Origin of the sequence: Streptomyces sp. Q6, assembly GCF_036967205.1 — a bacterium.
GTDB lineage: Bacteria > Actinomycetota > Actinomycetes > Streptomycetales > Streptomycetaceae > Streptomyces > Streptomyces citrinus.
This window is the reverse complement of the sequence record NZ_CP146022.1, coordinates 4,119,880-4,141,739: the sequence shown is the minus strand read 5'-3', so window position 1 is coordinate 4,141,739 and position 21,860 is coordinate 4,119,880. Positions and strand designations below refer to the sequence as shown.

Here is a 21,860-nt window from a genome sequence, read left to right as displayed (position 1 = left end):
AGCCTCACGTACGGGCGATCAGAAGCGCGGAAGCCGTCACGCCGACCGTCACGATGACGCCTCGCATCGCGACCGGCGACAGCTTGCGGCCGAGGCGCGCGCCGATCAGGCCGCCCGCCGTGGAGCCGGCCGCGATGAGCGCGGCGACCGCCCAGTCGACGTCGGCGACGGCGATGAAGACGACCGCGGCGACGCCGTTGACCAGGGACGCGAGGACGTTCTTGGCGGCGTTCAGGCGCTGGAGGTCGTCGCGGAGCACCGCACCGAACATGCCCATGAGCAGCACGCCCTGGGCCGCCCCGAAGTAGCCGCCGTAGACGCCGGTGCCGAGGACGCCGAGCCACATCGGCACGCCGCCGTCGGTACGGGAGCCCGCGCCGGACCGCGACTTCATCCAGCGGTTCAGGCGCGGCTGGAGCAGCACGAGCACGCACGCGGTGAGGATCAGGACCGGCACGACCGCCCGGAACGCGGAGTCCGGCAGGTTGAGCAGGAGCAGCGCCCCGGCCAGGCCGCCGAGCAGCGAGGCCGCGCCGAACCGGATCAACCGCCGCCGCTGGCCCTTGAGTTCGCGGCGGTAGCCGTACGTGGCGCTGAGCACGCCCGGCACCAGGCCGATGTTGTTGGAGGCGTTGGCGAGGACCGGCGGGTACCCGAAGGCGAGCAGCGTCGGGAACGTGATCAGGGTGCCGGATCCGACGACCGCGTTGATCCCGCCCGCGGCGACTCCGGCGGCACCGATCGCCACCGCTTCGACTGCGTCCACAAGTGCGCTCCGCTCACGTCAACGGGTCGGCACCCGCGCGGAGTTCGCGACCTCCGCGGCGGGTTGCCGCCCTGGGCCGTCCCGTCAGAGATCGTGCGCCGGGTGTTCCACCCAAGTCAATCCTAGGGTTTTCTTGCAGATACCCAAGCTGTAGCTTGGGCCGGTGACTCTCGACGACCTCCGCGTCTTCGTCGCCGTCTGCCGTGCGGGCAGTCTCAGCGCCGTCGCCCGGGACCTCTCCCGCACGCAGTCCGCGGTGAGCCAGCACGTCAAGCGGCTGGAGAAGGAGGTCGGCATCGGCCTCCTGGAACGGCATGCGCGGGGCGTCGTCCCCACCCCCGCGGGACGGGTCCTGCGCGCCGCCGCGGCCGACGGCATCGGCGCCATCGACCAGGCGCTGCGCCGCCTCGGCGATCTGGCGCGCGGCGAGGGCGGCTCGGTGCGGGTGACGACCGGCGCGACGTCCGTACGGCACTTCATGGCGGAGGCCATCGTCACGTTCCGGCGCACGCACCCGCAGGTCAGCCTGGAGTTCCAGACGGTCAGCTCCAGCCGGGCCTGCTTCGAGGCGCTGGCCGCGCACGACCTCGACCTGGCCTGGATCACGATGGGCCCGCCCGAGCGCGGCATAGAGCTGCACCCCGTCCTCGAACTGCCGTGGGTCCTGGCCGTCCCCGCGTCCGACCCGGAGCTCGCCGCCAAACCCCACGTCGAACCCGCCGACCTGGCGGCCTCGGCCCAGTTGATCCTGCCGCCGGAACACTCCACGTCCCGCGCCCACCTCGACGAGCGCTTCACCGAGCTGGGCATCGCGGACGCCCTGGCCGCCGGCACCGGCATCGCCGACTGGGACACGGCCGTGCACCTGGCCGAACTGGGCCTCGGCCACGCCGTCGTCCCCGACCTGCCGGGTCTGCGCGGCCCCGGCCACCGCGACCTCACCCTCGTCCCGGTCCCCTGCCTCCCCCCGCTCCAGGTCGGCTGGGCGGTCCGCCGCTGGTCGGCCCTGTCCCCGGTGGCCCGAGCCTTCGCGGACACGGTGGCCCGCTCCGGGGACGTCACCGCGCACGGCGGCGGCGCGGACCGTTCTTAGGTCAGGCGGGGACGGGGGACTCGGCCCGCTCTTGGGTCAGGCGGGGACAGGGGGGCTCGGCCCGCTCTTGGGTCAGGCGGGGACGGGGGACTCGGCCCGCCGGGAGCGCGGCACGGACGGCCGTTCGAGCCCCACGAGGTGCGTCACCACCGTCGTGTGGAAGCGGTCGACGGCGTCGTCGACACTCCGGATGAACCCGGACTCGGCATTGCCCCGCGCGCCGCCCATCCCCTTGAACAGGGACAGCCGGAAGCCGGTGATGGCGGCGCCGTCCTTCGGCAGCAGGTCGGCGGGTTCCGGGCGGAGCCGCTCCAGGGTGCTGCGCGGGCCGCCCCCGCCATCGACCAGCGTCTCCACGTGCAGGTCGGCCGGTGCGTGCGTCAGCACCCGCAGCAGCCGCTTCGCACAGATCAGCGGGGAGCCGCCCGCGGGGGAGGCCACCTCGATGGACGTGCGCAGCTTGCCCGTGCGCAGGTCCGCGGTGATCGCGAGGACGCCGGGCGATCCGTCGACGCGCAGTTCCGCCGTGAGCCGCCCGTCCTCGCACAGCGCGTCCGCGAGGGCCGCCCGCCGGGCGCCGGGATCGCTGCCGCGTCGGGCGCGCTGCACGGGCAGGGCCTTCTGCCCCAGCTCCCCGCCGAGCCGCAGGCACACCTGCCGGATCAGCCGCTCCCAGCTCTCCACGACCTCGACGGCCCGGGGGTCGCCCTGGCACAGGGTCTCCGAGTCGACCGCGCCGCGCACCGGCACCCAGGCCGGGCCCATGTTCTGGAAACCGTGGCAGCCGGAGTTCTCGTGCTGGAGGTAGTGCAGCAGCTCCTGGAGCAGCCAGGCGTGCGCCTCGTTGCTCACCCCCTCGTGCCGGATCAGCATCTGGGCCTGGTGGGCGACCTCCGCCCACGACAGATGCCAGAGGGACACCTTGTGCTTGCGCCGGGCGTCCCGCTTGACGTCGACCAGCGGCCTGCCCTCCAGGGCGACGTCGTTGGACAACGTGATGACCGCCTCGTAAGCGCGGCGTGCGGCGATGTCGACGTAGTTCTGGACCTGTTCGGCCTTGAGCGGGTTGCCGTTGGTCTTGGTTTCGAGGAGCGCGGTCCACAGCTTGCCCGCGCGCTCGACGCGGATCACGCCGTCCGGCCGCTTGGGGGTGTCGCCGTGCGGCAGCGAGACCTCGGTGAAGGCCTGCATCCGGCCGGCCGGGGCACCGAAGCCCGCCGTGAGCCGACGCCCGAACTCGGGTACCTCGGTCATCGCGGCGAGCAGCACCGAAGTCGCCCGCATCTCCCGCTCCTTGTCGCTGCGGAAGGAGGGAACGGGGAAGAGCCGGGCGGGCCGCCAGGTGTCGTTCTCGGCCAGGGACTTCTTCTCCGCCTTCGGCAGGGTGACCTTCTTCTTGGCGGTGCGGGCCGTGCGCTTGCGGGCGGGTGCCGCCGGCGCGGCCTCGATGGGCGGTACGGGCACGGGGGCCGCCTCGACCGGACGCGCGGGCGCCTCCCCGGTGGCGGCCGCCGCGGCGACGGGACCGGCCGGGGCCGTCGACGACGCGGCCGCGGCGACGTCCGCCCCGTCACCCGCCCCCGCCCCTGTCTCTGTCTCTGTCTCCGCGTCCGTGTCGTCGACGATGTCGATGCCGAAGTCCGTGGCGAGACCGGCGAGTCCGCTCTCGTAGCCCTGGCCGACGGCCCGGAACTTCCAGGCGTCCTCGCGCCGGTACAGCTCCCCGAACACGAAGGCCGTCTCGATGCTCGCGTCGCCGATGGAGAACCCGAGCAGTGGTTCGCCCGACCGGTCCGAGACCGTCAGGCGCAGCCCGTCGAGATCACCGAAGGTCGCGGTGCCGTACTGACTGGCGGCGACGACGACCCGGGAGACCTCCGCGGGCATCGCGGCCAGGTCGACGCCGATCCGGTCCTCGCTGCCGTCGTCCGTGGGGGACTTGCCCAGCAGGTGCACCGTCCCGTCGGCCGCCGACGGATGGTTGTAGAAGTAGAAGTCCTCGTCGCCGCGGACCTTGCCGTCCGGCCCGAGCAGCAGCACCGAGACATCCGCGTCCCCGTCGCCCGCCGTGCTGCTCCAGCTCAGACTCACGGTGACCGAGCCGGTGTCCTCCCCTAAGGACGTCAGACCGACATTGGCCCCTTTGGACATCTCGTACACGTACTCCCCCTCACGCACCGCCGCGTCACTGACCCGACGCGTCTGCGCACCGTAGCGCCCGCGAACGCTTCGTGAGGAGGTGTTGTGAAGGTCCTGGCGAGGTATTGACCGGAGGGTGATCGCTGAGAGTCTCGTCCGTGGGCCGACGGGTGCCGACGACAGGAGAGGGCGCAGATGGAGCCGTTCGGGATGTCGTACGAGGAAGCCTTCCGGGCGAGCGTCGAGGACCCCGAGGGGTTCTGGCTCGCGGCCGCCCGGGGCATCGACTGGGACGTGGAGCCCGCCCGGGGGCTCGACAGGCGACGGGCGCCGTTCTACCGGTGGTTCCCCGACGGGGAGTTGAACGTCTGCCGCAACGCCCTCGACCGGCATGTCGACGCGGGGCGCGGGGAGCAGGCCGCGCTCGTGTACGACTCACCGGTGACGGGGACCCGGCAGACCTTCACCTACGAGGAACTGCGCGACCAGGTCGCCGTGTTCGCGGGGGTGCTGGCCGGGCTCGGGGTGGGGCGCGGTGATCGCGTCGTCGTCTACATGCCGATGGTGCCGGAGGCCGTCGTCGCGATGCTGGCCTGCGCGCGGATCGGGGCCGTGCACTCGGTGGTGTTCGGCGGGTTCGCCGCGAACGAGCTGGCCGTGCGGATCGACGACGCCGAGCCGAAGGTCGTCGTGGCCGCGTCCTGCGGGATCGAGGGATCCCGCGTCGTCCCGTACAAGCCGCTGCTCGACCGGGCCGTGGAGCTCGCCACGCACCGGCCCGAGGCGTGTGTCGTGCTGCAACGCCCGCAGTGGGAGGCCACGCTGGGGCCGCGTGACGTGGACTGGGCGCAGGCCGTGCGGACGGCCCGGCCCGCCGCGTGCGTGTCCGTCGCCGCCACCGACCCGCTGTACATCCTCTACACGTCGGGAACCACCGGCAGGCCCAAGGGAGTCGTGCGCGACAGCGGCGGGTACGCGGTCGCGCTGCGCTGGTCCATGGAAGCCGTGTACGACGTCGGACCCGGCGAGGTCATGTTCACCGCCTCCGACGTCGGATGGGTCGTCGGACACTCGTACATCGTCTACGGGCCCCTGCTCGCCGGCGCGACGACCGTGCTGTACGAGGGCAAGCCGGTGGGGACGCCGGACGCGGGGCAGTTCTGGCGGGTGGTCCAGGAGCACGGCGTGAAGACCCTGTTCACCGCGCCCACCGCCTTCCGGGCGATCAAGAAGGTCGACCCGAAGGGGGAGCTGGCGCGCCGGTACGACCTGAGCGGGCTGCGGTACCTGTTCCTCGCGGGGGAGCGGCTCGACCCGGAGACGTACCACTGGGCCGGTGAGCTGCTCGGCATCCCCGTCGTCGACCACTGGTGGCAGACCGAGACGGGATGGCCGATCGTCGCCAACCCGGTGGGGATCGAGGCCGCGCCCATGAAGGCCGGGTCGCCCACGCTGCCGCTGCCCGGGTGGGACGTGCGCGTCCTGGACGCCGCCGGTGCACCGGTCCCCGCGGGTGTGGACGGGGCGATCGTGGTGAAGCTGCCGATGCCGCCCGGCGCGCTGCCGACGCTGTGGAACGACGACGAGCGGTTCCTCTCCTCGTACCTGTCGACGTACGAGGGGTTCTACCTCACCGGCGACGGCGGGCACCTCGACGAGGACGGCTATGTGTTCGTGATGGGGCGCACGGACGACGTCATCAACGTGGCCGGGCACCGTCTCTCCACCGGCGGCATGGAGGAGGTCCTCGCCTCCCATCCCGATGTCGCCGAGTGCGCCGTGATCGGCGTCGCCGACTCCCTCAAGGGTCAGGTGCCGCGCGGCTTCGTCGTGCTGAAGGCGGGAACCGCGGCGGACCCGGCCGTGGTCGAGGCCGAGCTCGTGCAGCTCGTACGGGACCGGATCGGCGCCGTCGCCTCGCTCAAGGACGTCGCCGTGGTGGCCGCCCTGCCCAAGACGCGGTCGGGGAAGATCCTGCGCCGGACCATGCGCGGGATCGCCGACGGCCTCGACGAGCCGGTGCCGTCGACCGTGGAGGACGCGTCGGTGGTGGAGGCGCTGCGGCCTGTGCTGCGCAGGGAGTGATCCGGGGCGCGCTCCGATGACGGGTCCCGGCGCGTCCCGCGGGGTCCGCTGGTCCTCAGAGGGTCGTCTCCGCAGGATCCAGCGTCTCCAGCGCCTCCCGCGGTCGCAGCGTCGCGCCCTTCGCCACCTGCTCCGCGAACCGGTCAGCGCCGAGCGCGCCTTCGATCCGGCGCGTCACCCGGTCCACGTCGTCCCGCTCGGCCGCGGGCAGCGGAGCCCCCACCGACCGTCGTGCCGCGTCCGCCGCGCCCAGCAGCAGCGCGGCCCCCGCCGCGTCGCCGCCGAGGGACAGCGCGCCCGCGAGTCCCTCCAGGGTGAGGGCGTACGCCCGGGGTTCGTCCAGGACGCGGGCGGCGGCGAGGCCCCGCAGATGGTGGGCGCGGGCCGCGTCCGGATCGCCGCGCAGCTCCGCGAGGAACCCGAACTCGGCGGCGAGCAGATGGTCCCCGGCCGGGGACGACAGGTCGCCGTGCTGGTCGCGCAGCCGGATCAAGTGCCTTTCCGCCACGTCGAGTTCGCCGGACCGGCGGGCGCCGAGCGCGAGCCCCATCTCGGCGTGGATCTCCCCGTACTTGTACCCCTGGGCGACGGCCCGGTCGCGGGCCTGCTCGTGCAGGGCGCGCGCCCGTTCCCCGTCACGGCGCAGCAGCGCGACGCGGCCGAGGCCGGAGAGGCGGGCGGCGACCTCGGCGGCGAGCCCCAGATCCTCGGCGAGCCGCAGCCCCGCGAGGCCGAGCCGCTCGGCCTCCTCGTACGCGCCCCTGATCTCGGCGAGCGCGGCCAATGGCTGGATGGTCTGCAACTCGCCCCAGCCGTCGCCGAGTTCACGCAGCAGCGCGGCCGCGCGCAGCCCGTCCCGTTCGAGAGCGGGCAGGTCGCCGCGGATCAGGGCGTGCAGGGCGCGCAGGGCGCGGGTCGCGGCGGTCGCCCAGGTGTCGTCCGGGGGCGGTGGGAACGCGTCGAGATGGCGCCCGCAGGCGTCGGGGTCGCCGCCGTTGAACAGGGCGTAGGCGTACAGCCAGTGGACGGGGGCGGGCAGGTCGCCGCCGGGCGGGCGCGGTCCGGGGACGACACCCGTCAGCAACCCGAACGAGCCGCGCAGCACGGCCAGTTCACGGCCCGCCCGCGTGGCCGTGGTCGGTGCCCCGGCCACCCCCGATATCGAGCGGAGCGCGCGGTACGCCTCCGACCAGCGGCCGCGCAGCAGCCACCACCACGTCAGCGCCGCACCGAGCCGCGCCGCCGCCGCGGGATCGCCGCGCAGCGCCTCGTCGAACGCGGCCCGCAGATTGCCGGAGTCGGCGTCGAGCCGTACGAGCCATTCCCGCTGGTCACCGGTGCGCAGCAGGGGCGCGGCCCGCTCGGCGAGCGCGAGGTAGTGGTCGAGATGGCGGCGGCGTACGGCCTCCTCGTCGCCCATCTCCGCGAGCCGCTCCAGGGCGTACGCGCCGACGGACTCCAGGAGCCGGTAGCGCGGCCGCGCCCCGGGCACCGCGACGACCAGGGAACGGTCGACGAGCCGCGTCACCAGGTCGAGGACGTCCTCGCGGGCCACGCCCTCCCCCGCGCACACGGTCTCCGCCGCGTCCAGGGTGCAGCCGTCGCGGTGCACGGCGAGGCGGCGCAGCACGATCCGTTCGGGCGCGCCGAGCAGCTCCCAGCTCCAGTCGATCATCGCCCGCAGGGTCCGCTGCCGCGCGGGCGCACCCCGCTGACCGACCCCGAGCAGCCGGAACCGGTCGTCGATCCGCGCCGCCAACTCCCGTACGCCCAGCGCCCGTACGCGCGTCGCGGCCAGCTCGATGGCGAGCGGGATCCCGTCGAGCCTGCGGCAGATCTCGGCGACCGCGTCCGGCGCCTCGGCCGGGTCGTGGCCGGGCGCGGACGCGGCGGCCCGCTCCGCGAACAGGGCCATCGCGTCGGCCTCGCGGAGCGGCTCGACCGGGTGCACGACCTCGCCGGACGAGGCCAGGCCCAGCGGCTCCTGGCCGGTGGCGAGGACGCGCAGGCCGGGCACGGCCCGCAGCAGGGTGTACGTCAGTTCCGCGGCGGCGTCGACGACGTGCTCGCAGTTGTCCAGGACCAGCAGCACCCGCCGCGCGCGCAACGCCTCGGCCAGCTGCCGCAGGGGCCCGCCGGGGTGGGGCGCGCTGCGGGGCGCGTCGTCGCGCAGGCCGAAGGCGGTGGCGACGGCCTGCGCGAGATCGTCCGCGTCGCCGCGCAGGGCGGCGAGTTCGACGATCCGCACCTCACCGGGCCGCGCGTCCCACGGGTCCGGGGACGGGTCCGACGCCCGCGCCCGTGCCGCTTCGACGGCGAGCCGCGTCTTGCCGACACCGCCGGGCCCGGTGAGCGTCACCAGGCGGTGCGCGTCGAGCAGGGCGGCCAGGGCGCGGAGATCGCCGGCGCGACCGACGAGAGGGTGGTGGGGCCGGGCAGACCGGATTCCGGCGCGGCCGCGGGCGCGGGTCCGGACTCGGGCGCGGCACCGTACGGCCGCCGCGCGATCGCCGGGCGCTCGGAACGTTCGTGGCGCAGGATCGACGTGTGCAGCTCGGCGAGTTCGGGGGACGGATCGACGCCCAACTCGTCCGCGAGGAGGCCGCGCACCTCCTCGTACGAGGTCAGCGCCTCGCTCTGCCGTCCCGCCAGGTACAGCGCCCGCATCTGGAGGGCGCGCAGCCGCTCCCGCAACGGGTGCTCGGCCACCAGAGCGCCCAACTCACCGGCGACGACGCCGTGCTCACCGGCGGCGATGCGGGCAGCGGCCCGTTCCTCCAGCGCGACGAGCCGCAGTTCCTCCCACCGCCGCGCTGACGCCCGTACGGAATCGGCGTCGACGCAGTCCATGAAGGCGGGCCCGCGCCACAACTCCAGCGCCCGGTCGAGGAGATGGACCCGCTCGCGTACTCCCGTCAGCGTCCGGGCCCGTGCCACGAGCCCGTGGAACGTGACGGCGTCCACCTCGGCGTCGTCCAGTACGAGGCGGTAGCCCGACCCCTGCCGCACCACCCGCTCCCGTCCGACGGCCCGGCGCAGCTGGGACACCTTGGCCTGGAGCGAGTTCGCGGGGTGGCCCGGCGGCCGCGTCCCCCACACGTCCTCGACGAGCCGGTCCACGGAGACCACCCGCCCCTCGTGCGCGAGCAGCACGGCGAGCACGGCCCGCACCTTGACCTCGGCGACGGCGACCACCGGCCCACCCGGCGCCTCCCGGACGACCAGTCCCCCCAAGACCCCGAACCACATGCGGGAACGGTAACCGACCCGCCGCCCCCGCCCATCGCGCAGACCGTCAGCCGACCGTCAGCGACTCCTCAGCGGACCCGAAGCCCGCCCGGCCATGGTCAGCACGTCCCCCGGAACCACCCGGCACGCTCGAGCGGAGGAGTCCCTCATGACCAAGTACGCAGGCCGCACCGCGGTGGTCGCCGACGCCGCCCACGGCGTGGGTCTCGCCGTCGCCAAGCGCCTGGTCGAGGGCGGCGCCACCGTCCTGGCGGCCGTGGCCCCGGCCGACGCCGCCCGCATCCGCCGCGAACTGGCCGCGGCGCCCACGTGTCGACGGGCCGGCCCCCGACCCGGCCGAGGTCGCGGCCCGTCTCGGCCGCGTCGACCACCTCTTCCTCCACGCGGGCACCGCCGACAGCGTCACCGCGCACACCCGCGCCACGCTCGACGCCCTGCTCCCGCTCCTCGCCGCCGACGGCTCCGTGGTCCTCAGCGGCTGCCCTGCCACCCAGCCCGCCCTGCGCGCCTGTGCCGCCGAGGCGGCGGACCGCTGCGGCGCCGGCGTCCGCGTGAACACCGTCGCGGCCGGTCACGACGACGCGCGGATGCTGCGCCGCGGCTCCGCCGACGAGGCGGCCCGCGCCGCGCTGTTCCTCGCGCTGGACGCCCCGTTCACGACCGGTACCGAACTCCCCGTGGACGTCCCCGCCCCGACACCCCGCACCGACGGAGGAGCCCCCGACCATGACTGACACGACGACGACCGGGACCCCGTCCCTCGACACCCCCGAGCGCACCCCCCGGCTCCCGCTCTCCGCCCTCCCCGCTCTCCTCGCCCTGGCCACCGCCGTCTTCGTGACGAGCCTCACCGAGACCCTCCCCGCGGGCCTGCTCCCGGCGATGAGCGGCTCCCTCGGCGCGACCGAGGCGGCGACGGGCCAGACCGTCACCGTCTACGCCGCAGGGACCTTCCTCACCGCGATCCCGCTCACCGCGGCGACCGCCGCCTGGAACCGCAGGCGCCTGCTGCTCACCGCCATGGCCGGATTCGCCGTCGCCAACACGGTCACGGCGCTCTCCTCCTCGTACGCCCTGACGATGACGGCCCGTTTCGTCGCCGGGGTCGCGGCCGGTGTGGCCTGGGCCCTCCTCGCGGGCTACGCGCGCCGTCTCGCCCCGCCGAACCTGGAGGGCAAGGCCCTCGCCGTCGCCATGGCGGGCATCCCCGTGGCGCTCTCGCTCGGCGTCCCCGCGGGCACGTTCCTCGGGTCGGCGCTCGGCTGGCGCACCGCGTTCCTGGCGATGACGGCGCTGACCGTGGTGCTCCTCGGCTGGATCCGCCTGGCCGTCCCCGACCACCCCGGCCAGGAACGCGCGGCCCGCACCCCGATGCGCCACGCCCTGCGCGTCCCGGGCGTCACCGCCGTCCTCACGGTCACCCTCGTCTTCGTCCTGGCGCACACGATCCTCTACGCGTACATCGCCACGTTCCTCGACGACCTGGGCCTGAGCGGCTCCACCGACGTGATCCTCCTGGTCTTCGGCGCGGCCTCACTGCTCTCCATCTGGCTGGTCGGCGCGCTCGTCCACCGCAGGCTGCGCGCCCTGACCCTGGCGGGCACGGTCCTGGTCGCCGCGGCCGCCGCACTCCTGGCCCTGACCGCGCAGAGCACCCCGCTCGTGTACGTCGCCGCCGCGCTGTGGGGCCTCGGCTGGGGCGGCGTCCCGACGCTGTTGCAGACCGCCGCGGGCCGGGCGGGCGGCGACCACGCCGACGCCGCCCAGGCGATGCTCGTGACCTTGTGGAACGTGGCCATGGCCGGCGGCGGCGTGGCCGGCGGACTCCTCCTCGACCGGGCGGGACCGGGCGCGCTCCCGTGGGCGGTCCCGCTGCTCCTGGCCCCGGTCCTCGCCCTGCTCCTGACGTCCCGCAGAGGCTTCGCCCCGTCCTGACGCCGAGCCTCACCCCTGATCCCGCCACCCAACTCGCCCCGCCCTCAAGGGAGTACGGCCATGACGACCGCCACCGCCCCCGCGACCGCCACCACGCTCTTCGCCCGGACCCGCCTCGCCGGTCTCCCCCTCGCGAACCGCCTGGTGATGGCCCCCATGACCCGCAACCGCGCCCTCGCGGACGGCACCCCCACGCCCCTCATGGCCACGTACTACGCCCAGCGCGCCACCGCGGGCCTGATCGTCGCCGAGGCGTCGACACCGAACGCGGCCGGCCGCACCTACCCGAACATCACCGCCCTCTACGACGACGCCCACGAGGCCGGCTGGCGCACGGTCACCGACGCGGTGCGCGCGGCGGGCGGCACGATGTTCCTCCAGCTCCAGCACGGCGGCCGCGTGGGTCACCCGGCGACCAGCGGAACGACCCCGCTGGCCCCGTCCCCGATCCCGCTCCCGGACGGCATCCACACCGCCGAAGGGCATCAACCGGCACCGGTACCACGTGAGGTGACGACCGATGGGATCGACGCGACCGTCGCCGACTTCGCCGCGGCCGCCCGCCGCGCGATCGACGCGGGCTTCGCGGGCGTGGAGGTCCACTCGGCCAACGGCTATCTCCTGCATCAGTTCCTCGCAGGCAACACCAACCAGCGCACCGACGCGTACGGAGGACCCGTCGCGCATCGCATCCGGTTCACGGTGGAGGTCGTCCGCGCGGTCGCCGCCGCGATCGGCCCGCAGCGTGTGGGCGTACGCCTCTCGCCGGGCCTGACGGTCAACGGCATCGAGGAGGCGGACACCGAGGCGATCTACCCGCCCCTGGTGGAGGAACTCAAGGCCGTCGGACCGCTCGCCTACCTGCACGTCGTGTACGCGGACCCGGCCGACCCGGTGTTCCGCGGCATCCGCGCCGCCTGGCCGGGCACACTCGTCGCCAACCCGATCCTCTCCGGCGAACTCACCACCGAGACGGTCGGCGCCGCCGCGCGCGAACTCCTCGCCGCGGGCGCGGACCTGATCGCCCTGGGCCGCCCGTTCCTCGCCAACCCCGACCTGGTGGACCGCCTGCGCACGGGCGCGCCACTGAACCCCGTACGGGACGCGTTCCTCATGTACGTGGGCGGCGCGTAGGGCTACACGGACTACCCGAAGTACGGGAAGAGCCCGCACGACCCGGAGTCCCCCGACACCCCGGCCGCGTGACGGTGACGACCGAGCCGGGATCCGCGCACCGCGCGAGCACCGAGGGCCGGGTCCCGTAGCCGTCGTCCAGGCGGGAGCGGGCGTGGCCCTGGTCCCCCGCCCGAACCGCCCCCTGACGCTCCTCGCGCCCTGACTCCTGCGGCAGTCCTAGAGCTTGGTCATCTTGGCGTAGGGGCTGAGGATCCGCAGCTGAGCGGAGCCGAAGTCCACGAGCGCCGCGATCCCGTCCTCGACCCCGATCACCTGGCCGAGTCCGTGCACGTCATGCGTGACCTGGTCCCCCGGGGCGAAGTGCTTGGGAGCCGGTGCGACCGGGGCTTTGAAGGGACTGGTGGGCAAGTGACGCTTGGGTGCCGCAGGTTTTGTCATGACTCAGTATGGGCCTACGGGAGGGGCCCAGCACCAACGTCGGAGGCCACAGTTGCGGCACGGTTGACGGCCGGGACGGCGTCCACAGGGGTGGCGCACACGTCGAAGGGCCCCACCTCGCGGTGGGGCCCTTCGACGTTAGTGCCCGGTGAGGCACTGGCGGAGGATACGAGATTCGAACTCGTGAGGGGTTGCCCCCAACACGCTTTCCAAGCGTGCGCCCTAGGCCACTAGGCGAATCCTCCGCGGCAAACAATACAAGACGTTGAGGAGTGCTCGCGAACTCGTTCCCACCCGCCCGGAGCATGTACTCTTGGCGCAGCCCCTCACGTGGCGCTATCTGACTGAACTCCCCCAGGGCCGGAAGGCAGCAAGGGTAGGTTGGCTCTGGCGGGTGCGTGGGGGGCGTTCGCGTTCCCGGGCGTCCGTGGGCGGGACCGGTTTGTCAGTGGGCGCCTATAACCTCGTACACGTGTCGTCTCTCGCGCTGTACCGCCGTTATCGCCCGGAGTCGTTCGCCGAGGTCATCGGGCAGGAGCATGTAACCGACCCGTTGCAGCAGGCGCTGCGGAACAACCGGGTCAATCACGCGTACCTGTTCAGTGGTCCGCGCGGCTGCGGCAAGACGACCAGCGCCCGCATCCTGGCCCGCTGCCTCAACTGCGAGCAGGGTCCGACGCCGACACCGTGCGGCGCGTGCCAGTCCTGCCAGGACCTCGCGAGGAACGGACCGGGCTCGATCGACGTCATCGAGATCGACGCCGCGTCCCACGGCGGTGTGGACGACGCCCGTGACCTGCGCGAGAAGGCATTCTTCGGGCCGGCCTCCAGCCGTTACAAGATCTACATCATCGACGAGGCCCACATGGTCACCTCGGCGGGGTTCAACGCCCTGCTGAAGGTCGTCGAGGAGCCGCCGGAGCACCTCAAATTCATCTTCGCGACCACCGAGCCCGAGAAGGTCATCGGGACGATCCGGTCGCGTACGCACCACTACCCGTTCCGGCTCGTGCCGCCCGGGACCCTGCGCGACTACCTGGGCGAGGTATGCGGCAAGGAGGACATCCCCGTCGCGGACGGAGTCCTTCCGCTCGTCGTGCGCGCGGGCGGCGGATCCGTCCGTGACTCGATGTCCGTGATGGACCAGCTCCTCGCCGGCGCCGCCGAGGACGGTGTGACGTACGCCATGGCGACGGGCCTGCTCGGCTACACGGACGGTTCGCTGCTCGACTCCGTCGTCGAGGCCTTCGCGACCGGTGACGGCGCCGCGGCCTTCGACGTCGTGGACCACGTCATCGAGGGGGGCAACGACCCGCGTCGCTTCGTCACCGACCTCCTGGAGCGGCTGCGCGACCTGGTGATCCTGGCGGCGGTGCCGGACGCGGCGGAGAAGGGGCTCATCGACGCCCCGGCCGATGTCGTGGAGCGGATGCAGGCGCAGGCGAGCACCTTCGGCGCCGCCGAGCTCAGCCGCGCCGCCGACCTCGTCAGCGAGGGCCTGGCCGAGATGCGCGGCGCGAACTCGCCGCGGCTCCAGCTCGAACTGATCTGCGCGCGCGTGCTGCTCCCCGCCGCGTACGGCGACGAGCGCTCCCTCATGGCCCGCCTCGACCGGCTGGAGCGCGGCGGACACTTCACCCCGGGCGGCCAGGGCCCCGGCCCTGCCATGGCGTACGTTCCCGGACCCGACGCGCACGCCCCGGCCCAGGCGGCCCCGGTCGCACCCGTCGCTCCGGTCGCACCCGGCAGCGGCCCGGCGGCGGCCCGTGCGGCGGTACGAGGCGGTGCCCCGGCTCCGGCCCACGCTCCGGCCCCGGCTCCGGTGCAGGCCGCACCCGCCCCGGCTCCGGCCCCCGCACCTGCTCCGGAAGCCCAGCCTCCGGCGCCGCAGGCCCCCAGACTCCGCAGGCCCCGCCCGCCGCTGCCGCCCCCGGAGCCTGGCCCACCGCCGCCCCGGCAGGCGGCGCCCGCAAGCCCGGCGGCTGGCCCACGGCCACCGCCGCCGGTGCGGGCCGGCCGCAGCCTCCGGCCGCTCCGGCGGCGGCCCCCGCAGCCGCGCCCGCCGCGCCTCAGCAGCAGCCCGCGCCCGCCGCTCCGGCCCCCGCACCCGCTCCGGTCGGCGGCCCGGACCCCCGCACCCTCTGGCCGAACATCCTGGAGGCGGTCAAGAACAAGCGCCGCTTCACCTGGATCCTGCTCAGCCAGAACGCGCAGGTGACGGGCTTCGACGGCACCACGCTCCAGCTCGGCTTCGTGAACGCGGGCGCGCGGGACAACTTCGCGAGCAGCGGCAGCGAGGACGTGCTCAAGGCGGCGCTGACCGAGCAGTTCGGCGTGCACTGGAAGATCGACTCGGTGGTCGACGCGTCGGGCGCCGGGGCCCCGGCCCCGCCCGCCCCCGGCTACGGAGGCGGCTACACCCCGCCCCCGGCCCCCGCTCCCGCACCGGCTCCGCAGGCCCCGACCGCCCCGGCCCCGTCGGCGCCCGCCCCGGCTCAGGCCCCGGCGCCCCCGCCCCGCCGGACGGTCTCGGTGGAGGACGACGTCCCCGAGGACGACGACCCGGACCTCGACGAGAACGCCCTGTCGGGCCACGAACTCATCGTCCGTGAACTGGGCGCGACCGTGGTCGAGGAGTTCACCAACGAGTAGGGCCCGCCGCCCTTCTCCACGCCCCCTGTCCTGGAGAAACCCACAAACGCCGACCGGCCCTCCGTTGGGAAGCCCGTACAAGAGCACCCCACCCCGACGGATAGGCTGACCGCGTGAAGGTCCTCGTCATCGGCAGCGGCGCCCGCGAACACGCCCTGTGCCGCTCAATGTCCCTCGACCCCGACGTCACCGCCCTGTACTGCGCCCCGGGCAACGCAGGCATCGCCGAGGTCGCCGAGCTGCACCCGGTCGACGCCCTCGACGGCGCGGCGGTCACCGCTCTCGCCCAGGAGCTGGCCGCCGACCTCGTCGTGGTCGGTCCCGAAGCACCCCTGGTCGCCGGGGTCGCCGACGCCGTGCGCGCCGTCGGGATCCCCGTCTTCGGCCCCTCCGGCGAGGCCGCGCAGCTGGAAGGCTCCAAGGCGTTCGCCAAGGACGTCATGGCCGGCGCCGGCGTACCCACCGCCCGGTCCTACGTCTGCACGACGCCCGCCGAGGTCGACGAGGCGCTGGACGCCTTCGGGGCCCCGTACGTCGTGAAGGACGACGGTCTCGCCGCGGGCAAGGGTGTCGTCGTCACGGACGACATCGAGAAGGCCCGCGCCCACGGATACGCCTGCGACCGCGTCGTCATCGAGGAGTTCCTCGACGGCCCGGAGGTCTCGCTCTTCGCGATCACCGACGGCGAGACGGTGGTGCCGCTCCAGCCCGCCCAGGACTTCAAGCGCGCGCTCGACGGCGACGAGGGCCCCAACACCGGTGGCATGGGCGCCTATTCGCCCCTGCCGTGGGCGGACCCGAAGCTGGTGCAGGAGGTCCTCGACACCGTCCTGCAACCGACGGTCGACGAGATGCGCAAGCGCGGCACGACGTTCTCCGGGCTCCTCTACGCCGGTCTGGCCATCACCAGCCGCGGCGTCCGCGTCATCGAGTTCAACGCCCGCTTCGGCGACCCCGAGACCCAGGTCGTCCTCGCCCGCCTGCGGACCCCGCTCGCCGGAGTCCTGCTCGCGGCGGCGAACGGCACGCTCGCCGACCTGGAGCCCCTGCGCTGGAGCGGCGACGCGGCCGTCACCGTCGTCATCGCCTCGCACAACTACCCGGACACCCCGCGCACCGGCGACCCGATCACCGGGCTCGACGAGGTGGCCGCGCAGGACGCCCCGAACGCGTACGTGCTGCACGCGGGGACGAAGCGGGACGGGGCGGACGGGCCCGTCGTCAGCGCGGGCGGCCGGGTCCTGTCCGTCACGGCGACCGGCGCCGACCTCACCCAGGCCCGCGAGCGCGCGTACACCGCGGTCTCCCGCATCGGTCTCGACGGCTCCCAGCACCGTACGGACATCGCCGCGAAGGCGGCCGCCGAAAGCTGAACCGCGAGGAAGCGCGAGCGAGCGGCCCACGGTAACCGCGAGTAACCGTGATCATGTGCCGGGTGGGAGCCACCTTCTCCCGCCCGGCACCCGCATGTCAGCCACCTTTGCCCAAAGCCATTCCATCGAGTGACCGCTGGCCCATCCGGCTGACGACGCCACGCAGCCCAACTATGGTGCGGCGCACGGGGTTGGGCACCGGACGGACCACCGGCATTGCGATGTCAGTGGCGGGTGCCACAGTGGGGGAGTGAGCAACGCCACCAGTGCTCCGCCGCGGGCTTCGGCCCCCGGTCGGGCAGCAGGCACAGGCAGCAGGGGGTGACATCGGTCGTGTCCGGTATGGGTGCGGAAGTGGGTGCGCAGGCAGCGCGCTCCCGGGCCCTCGCCGTGCTGCGCATCCGCGGCAGGGCGACGGCTCTCGCCCTGCTGCCCGCGGCCGCGTCCGTGATCCTCCTCGTGGGCGGTGCCACCGGGCATCTGACGGGCGGCGGCTGGGACATCGCGCGCGCCGTCGTCACCGTGCTCGCGGTGGTCGTGCTGCTCGCCGGGACCGCCGTCGCGCTGGTCGTGGCGCGGGCCAGGCCCGCCGTCAGCCCGACCGTCCCGATCGCGGAGGGCACGGCGCCCGATCTGTACCGCCTGGTGCGCGACCTGGCCGACCGGCTCGACGTCCCGGCGCCGTCGGCGATAGCGCTCACCCCGGACTGCGACAGCTGGCTGGAGGACCGGACCCATCCGGCCCACGGCCCGCCGCGCGAGCCGAGGACGCCCGCCGCCCCCGTCGCTCCCGTCCTGGTCATCGGATCCCCGTTCCTGTGGTGGATGCGGGTGGGCGAGCTGCGTGCCGTCCTCGCCCCGGTCGTCGCCGGTACGGGACCGTCGGCGCACCCCGACATAGCCGCGGCCCGGCGCTTCGTGCGCGGCCTGGACGCCGCGGTGGCGGTCGCCGCCGCGCCAGGGCGCGGGCCCCTGGTCCGCACGGTGCTCGGCGGGATCGGCTGGGTCGCCCGCCTCATGCTGAACGGCTGCCGGGTGCACGCCGCCGAGATGGAGCGCGGTGTCGCCGCGGCGGCCGCCGAGCGCGCACAGGCTGTGGACTACGGCCTCAGGATCGTCGCGCAGGAGCAGGTCGGGCTCGCGTACGCGGGCTGGGACCGGCTGCTCACCCGGGTCGCGCTGCCTGCCTGGCGGATGGGCCGCTGGCCGTCCCGCCTGGACGCGGGCGTGGCCGCGGCGCTGACCGAGCTGTCCCGCCGCGACCGCCTCGCCGCGCAGAACGGGGCGTTCGCGTCCCGGCTCGGCGAGCGCCCCGCCTGCGACCTCCTGGAAGAGCCCGGCACCATCGACGAGGCGACGTCCCTGCTCGCCGCCCGCCTCTTCCACGGCGGCCCCGCCGAGACCGGCCCCGACTGGGCCCCGGTCGACTGGCAGGAGTACCCGGACGAGGTCGTGGACCGCACCTGGCGCTCGGACGCGGCCCGCCTGCACCGGGTCCTGGACACCCTGGGCGTGCACAGTTCCCGGGCGACGGAGAAGGCCCCCGAGGGCCCGACCCTGGCCCGCGTCCTCGACCACCTCACGACGCCCTGGCCGCAGGAGTCCGCCGCCACGGACCCGGCCCCCGCCCGGATCCCGGCCGCCCCCGACGCCGAAGACCTCCAGAGCGACCTCGACCTCGACCTCGCCCTCGATCTCGACGACGACGACCTCGACGCGGCCCCCACCCCCCGCCCCGAGGTCGACACCCTCTCCGCCGGGCTCAGCGCCGAGCTGGCCCGGGAGGAGAGCGCGCGGCCCGCCCCGGCCCCCGTGGCCATCGGGCAGGGCCCGGACAGCGCGCTGTGGGACGAGGGCGCCCTGCCCCTGTTCCCGCTGCAACCACCGCGCAGCGGCCGGGAGTTGCTGGCCGACCACGTCACGGCGATGGTGTGCTGCGCCGCGGTGGACACGGCCGGCGCGGCCCCGGGCCTCGACTGGCTGGACGGACCCGCGCTGCTGATCGGCGGCGAGCGCGCCGCGGACCTCGCTCCGCGCGTGCTGAGCCTCGTCGAGGACGGCGACCCCGAGCCCCTCAAGGGCTGGCTCGCCCGCCTCGGAATCCGTCCCGAGAAGCCCGTACGCCTCGTGTGACCCGGAGACCCGGGCGCGTGCCGGAAAGCCCGAACACCTGGAGGGATACGTTCCGTTCACGTCAATTCGCGACGAACGGTGACGGAGTGCGTGCGTAATGTGATGTGCTGGGACCGGTCGCGGACACATCATTCGCGGCCAGGGCTCGGGGGAGCGAGGGAGGGGAGCAGTCATGGGGCCGGACAGGGCGGGGCACCCGGAGGACGCGGCACGGCGGGACGCCGGACCGCCCCGTTCCCGCACCCGCCGCTGGGAGTCCGGCGCGATGGCGCACGCGGTCGACGACCCGTTCGGCCAGGGCCCGCTGCCCTGGCTGCGCGGCAGCGAGCACTACTTCGACGACACGGGCCAGGTCGTCCCCTGGTACGTGGACCACGTCCCGCAGCCCGGCGCCACCGGCTCGATCCCGGCGCCCCGCACCAGCGGCCCGCGCACCGCGGACGACGTCCACCGCCAGATCAAGGGCTTCACGTCGACCGGCGCGGCCGCGCCCGGCGAGTCCATCGACTTCCACATCACGGTCGACCCGCCCCAGCAGTTCACCGTGGACGTCTACCGCATCGGCCACTACGCGGGCGACGGCGCCAGCAAGATCACCACGAGCCCGCGCCTGTCCGGCATCGTCCAGCCGCCCCCGCTCACCGCCGACCGCACGGTCTCCTGCCACCACTGGTGGCTGTCCTGGCGGCTCCAGATCCCGTCGTTCTGGAACGTGGGGGCGTACGTCGCCGTCCTCACCACCGTCGACGGCTACCGCTCGCACGTCCCGTTCACGGTCCGCGACTCCCAGCCCGCCGACCTCCTCCTCCTGCTCCCGGACGTCACCTGGCAGGCGTACAACCTCTACCCGGAGGACGGCCGCACCGGCGCCAGCCTCTACCACGCGTGGGACGAGGAGGGCCGGCTGCTCGGCGAGAGCGAGGCCGCGACGACGGTCTCCTTCGACCGCCCGTACGCGGGCGCCGGCCTGCCCCTGCACGTCGGCCACGCCTACGACTTCATCCGCTGGGCCGAGCGCTACGGATACGACCTGGCGTACGCCGACACCCGCGATCTGCACGCGGGCCGTGTCGACCCGACCCGCTACCGGGGCCTGGTCTTCCCCGGCCACGACGAGTACTGGTCGGCGAACATGCGGCGGACGACGGAGCTGGCCCGCGAGTCCGGCACCTCCCTCGTCTTCCTCTCCGCCAACACCATGTACTGGCAGGTGGATCTTGGCCCGTCCCCGTCCGGCGTCCCGGACCGCCTGCTGACCTGCCGCAAACGCAGAGGCCCCGGAAAACCGGCGCTGTGGCGGGAGATCGACAAGCCGGAGCAGCAGCTCCTGGGCATCCAGTACGCGGGCCGCGTCCCCGAGCCCCACCCCCTCATCGTGCGCAACGCGGACCACTGGCTGTGGGAGGCGACCGGCGCGCACGACGGGGACGAGATCGAGGGACTGGTCGCCGGCGAGGCCGACCGCTACTTCCCGCGGACGGCTCTGCCCGACCACCAGGACCGCATCCTGCTCGCCCACTCCCCGTACCGGGACAGCGACCAGGCCCGCCGCCACCAGGAGACGTCGCTGTACCGGGCGCCGTCCGGCGCGCTGGTCTTCGCGTCCGGGACGTTCGCATGGTCCCCGGCCCTCGATCGCCCCGGGCACGTCGACCCCCGTATCCAGCGGGCGACGGCCAATCTCCTCGACCGCATCTGCAAACGGGACTGACGCACGGCGTCCCGCGGGACCCCTGGCCACAACCTGTCGCCCCGTACGGGAGAATCAGAAGCGACTTGTACAGACCCACGGGGAGGCACCGTGTCCGGATTCGTCGAAAAGCCCGAGCCAGTCCAGGTTCCGGGCCTGGTCCATCTCCACACCGGCAAGGTGCGGGAGCTGTACCGGAACGAGGCGGGCGACCTCGTCATGGTCGCCAGCGACCGCTTGTCGGCGTACGACTGGGTCCTGCCCACGCCCATCCCCGACAAGGGCAAGGTCCTCACCCAGCTCTCCCTGTGGTGGTTCGACCAGCTCAAGGACCTGATCCCGAACCACGTCATCTCCACGGAGCTGCCGGCCGGCGCCCCCGCCGACTGGGCGGGCCGCACCACGATCTGCAAGCGGCTCGACATGGTCCCCGTCGAGGCGGTGGCCCGCGGCTACCTGACCGGCTCCGGCCTCGCCGAGTACGACGTGTCGCGCACGGTCTGCGGCCTCGCCCTCCCCGAGGGCCTGTCGGACGGCTCCGAGCTCCCCGCGCCGATCTTCACGCCCGCCACGAAGGCCGAGGTCGGCGAGCACGACGAGAACGTGAGCTACGAGGAGGTGGCCCGTCAGGTCGGCGCGGACACCGCCGCACAGCTGCGCCAGTCGACGCTCGCCGTGTACAGCCGCGCCCGGGACATCGCGCGCGAGCGCGGCATCATCCTCGCGGACACCAAGTTCGAGTTCGGTTTCGACACGTCCGTGGAGGGCGAGCCCGTGCTGGTCCTCGCCGACGAGGTGCTCACCCCGGACTCATCCCGCTTCTGGCCGGCCGACCAGTGGCAGCCGGGCCGCGCCCAGCCCAGCTACGACAAGCAGTTCGTACGGGACTGGCTGACGGGTTCCTCCGGCTGGGACCGCACGAGCGAGGAGCCGCCGCCGGGCCTGCCGGACGACGTCGTCGAGGCGACCCGCGCCAAGTACATCGAGGCGTACGAGCTGCTGACCGGCACCCCCTGGTCGTAGAACGCCGAAAGCCCCGGTCCGAGAGGACCGGGGCTTTCGTACGTGGAGCGAACGACGAGGTTCGAACTCGCGACCTCAACCTTGGCAAGGTTGCGCTCTACCAACTGAGCTACGTTCGCAGGCTTGCTCTCCCGGCCTTTCGGCCCG

At 74.0% G+C, this 21,860-nt stretch carries 14 protein-coding genes, 2 tRNA genes, 1 other RNA gene and 1 pseudogene; 12 read left to right on the top strand and 6 right to left on the bottom strand.

What is annotated here, in order from left to right; all coding sequences use genetic code 11:
- Positions 1-4 precede the first annotated feature (4 nt).
- Positions 5-766, bottom strand: coding sequence for a sulfite exporter TauE/SafE family protein (locus V2W30_RS19350; RefSeq protein ID WP_338698202.1), 762 nt, complete (start codon positions 764-766; stop codon positions 5-7).
- 163 nt (positions 767-929) lie between these two features.
- Here V2W30_RS19350 and V2W30_RS19345 point away from each other — a divergent pair, with 163 nt between their 5' ends.
- Positions 930-1,859 (top strand): LysR family transcriptional regulator, encoded by a 930-nt coding sequence (locus V2W30_RS19345; protein WP_338698201.1) that lies wholly within the window; start codon positions 930-932, stop codon positions 1,857-1,859.
- A 72-nt stretch (positions 1,860-1,931) separates the two neighbouring features.
- Here V2W30_RS19345 and V2W30_RS19340 read toward each other — a convergent pair whose 3' ends face one another.
- Positions 1,932-4,010, bottom strand: a complete 2,079-nt coding sequence (locus V2W30_RS19340) for a TerD family protein (protein WP_338703692.1) — start codon at positions 4,008-4,010, stop codon at positions 1,932-1,934.
- A 183-nt stretch (positions 4,011-4,193) separates the two neighbouring features.
- Here V2W30_RS19340 and V2W30_RS19335 point away from each other — a divergent pair, with 183 nt between their 5' ends.
- Positions 4,194-6,083 (top strand): propionyl-CoA synthetase, encoded by a 1,890-nt coding sequence (locus V2W30_RS19335; protein ID WP_425244564.1) that lies wholly within the window; start codon positions 4,194-4,196, stop codon positions 6,081-6,083.
- 55 nt (positions 6,084-6,138) lie between these two features.
- On the opposite strand, the pseudogene V2W30_RS19330 reads toward V2W30_RS19335, so the two are convergent.
- Positions 6,139-9,332, bottom strand: a pseudogene (locus tag V2W30_RS19330) (BTAD domain-containing putative transcriptional regulator).
- Positions 9,333-9,796: 464 nt separating this feature from the next.
- Here V2W30_RS19330 and V2W30_RS19325 point away from each other — a divergent pair.
- The 3 genes from V2W30_RS19325 to V2W30_RS19315 are packed head-to-tail and all read left to right on the top strand — an operon-like array spanning position 9,797 to position 12,401.
- Positions 9,797-10,066, top strand: a complete 270-nt coding sequence (locus V2W30_RS19325; protein WP_338698199.1) for a hypothetical protein — start codon at positions 9,797-9,799, stop codon at positions 10,064-10,066.
- Complete coding sequence (locus tag V2W30_RS19320; protein WP_338698197.1) at positions 10,059-11,267, top strand: MFS transporter; 1,209 nt, start codon at positions 10,059-10,061, stop codon at positions 11,265-11,267. Before V2W30_RS19325 ends, V2W30_RS19320 begins: the two co-directional genes overlap by 8 nt.
- 60 nt (positions 11,268-11,327) lie before the next feature.
- Positions 11,328-12,401, top strand: a complete 1,074-nt coding sequence (locus V2W30_RS19315; RefSeq protein WP_338698195.1) for an alkene reductase — start codon at positions 11,328-11,330, stop codon at positions 12,399-12,401.
- 219 nt (positions 12,402-12,620) lie between these two features.
- Here V2W30_RS19315 and V2W30_RS19310 read toward each other — a convergent pair whose 3' ends face one another.
- Both V2W30_RS19310 and V2W30_RS19305 read right to left on the bottom strand, forming a co-directional pair.
- Entirely contained in the window at positions 12,621-12,842 is a 222-nt protein-coding gene (locus tag V2W30_RS19310) for a hypothetical protein (protein WP_338698193.1), read from the bottom strand.
- Between the two features lie 157 nt (positions 12,843-12,999).
- A tRNA-Ser gene (locus tag V2W30_RS19305) sits at positions 13,000-13,087 on the bottom strand.
- A gap of 72 nt (positions 13,088-13,159) precedes the next feature.
- Here V2W30_RS19305 and ffs point away from each other — a divergent pair.
- From ffs to V2W30_RS19270, 7 genes are all read left to right on the top strand, one after another.
- Positions 13,160-13,258, top strand: an RNA gene (gene ffs / locus V2W30_RS19300) — signal recognition particle sRNA small type.
- Positions 13,259-13,314: 56 nt separating this feature from the next.
- Positions 13,315-15,060 carry a DNA polymerase III subunit gamma and tau gene (locus V2W30_RS19295; protein WP_338698191.1) on the top strand — a complete coding sequence of 582 codons (1,746 nt, stop codon included), beginning with the start codon at positions 13,315-13,317 and terminating at the stop codon, positions 15,058-15,060.
- Positions 15,057-15,494, top strand: coding sequence for a DNA polymerase III subunit gamma/tau (locus tag V2W30_RS19290; protein ID WP_338698190.1), 438 nt, complete (start codon positions 15,057-15,059; stop codon positions 15,492-15,494). The genes V2W30_RS19295 and V2W30_RS19290 overlap by 4 nt, the downstream gene beginning before the upstream one ends.
- A gap of 113 nt (positions 15,495-15,607) precedes the next feature.
- Positions 15,608-16,867 carry a phosphoribosylamine--glycine ligase gene (purD, locus tag V2W30_RS19285; protein WP_338698189.1) on the top strand — a complete coding sequence of 420 codons (1,260 nt, stop codon included), beginning with the start codon at positions 15,608-15,610 and terminating at the stop codon, positions 16,865-16,867.
- Positions 16,868-17,209: 342 nt separating this feature from the next.
- Positions 17,210-19,000, top strand: coding sequence for a hypothetical protein (locus tag V2W30_RS19280; protein WP_338698187.1), 1,791 nt, complete (start codon positions 17,210-17,212; stop codon positions 18,998-19,000).
- A 265-nt stretch (positions 19,001-19,265) separates the two neighbouring features.
- Complete coding sequence (locus V2W30_RS19275; RefSeq protein ID WP_338703690.1) at positions 19,266-20,711, top strand: N,N-dimethylformamidase beta subunit family domain-containing protein; 1,446 nt, start codon at positions 19,266-19,268, stop codon at positions 20,709-20,711.
- Between the two features lie 90 nt (positions 20,712-20,801).
- Positions 20,802-21,713 carry a phosphoribosylaminoimidazolesuccinocarboxamide synthase gene (locus tag V2W30_RS19270; protein ID WP_338698185.1) on the top strand — a complete coding sequence of 304 codons (912 nt, stop codon included), beginning with the start codon at positions 20,802-20,804 and terminating at the stop codon, positions 21,711-21,713.
- Between the two features lie 43 nt (positions 21,714-21,756).
- Here V2W30_RS19270 and V2W30_RS19265 read toward each other — a convergent pair.
- Positions 21,757-21,832 (bottom strand) — tRNA-Gly (locus V2W30_RS19265).
- Positions 21,833-21,860: the final 28 nt, after the last annotated feature.

Bases quoted from the DNA above. Each gene is read 5' to 3' on its own strand.
- V2W30_RS19320 (WP_338698197.1), top strand. From the start codon at position 10,059: ATGACTGACACGACGACGACCGGGACCCCGTCCCTCGACACCCCCGAG.
- V2W30_RS19335 (WP_425244564.1), top strand. From the start codon at position 4,194: ATGGAGCCGTTCGGGATGTCGTACGAGGAAGCCTTCCGGGCGAGCGTC.
- V2W30_RS19280 (WP_338698187.1), top strand. From the start codon at position 17,210: ATGGGTGCGGAAGTGGGTGCGCAGGCAGCGCGCTCCCGGGCCCTCGCC.
- V2W30_RS19315 (WP_338698195.1), top strand. From the start codon at position 11,328: ATGACGACCGCCACCGCCCCCGCGACCGCCACCACGCTCTTCGCCCGG.
- V2W30_RS19310 (WP_338698193.1), bottom strand. From the start codon at position 12,842: ATGACAAAACCTGCGGCACCCAAGCGTCACTTGCCCACCAGTCCCTTC.
- V2W30_RS19275 (WP_338703690.1), top strand. From the start codon at position 19,266: ATGGCGCACGCGGTCGACGACCCGTTCGGCCAGGGCCCGCTGCCCTGG.
- V2W30_RS19340 (WP_338703692.1), bottom strand. From the start codon at position 4,010: ATGTCCAAAGGGGCCAATGTCGGTCTGACGTCCTTAGGGGAGGACACC.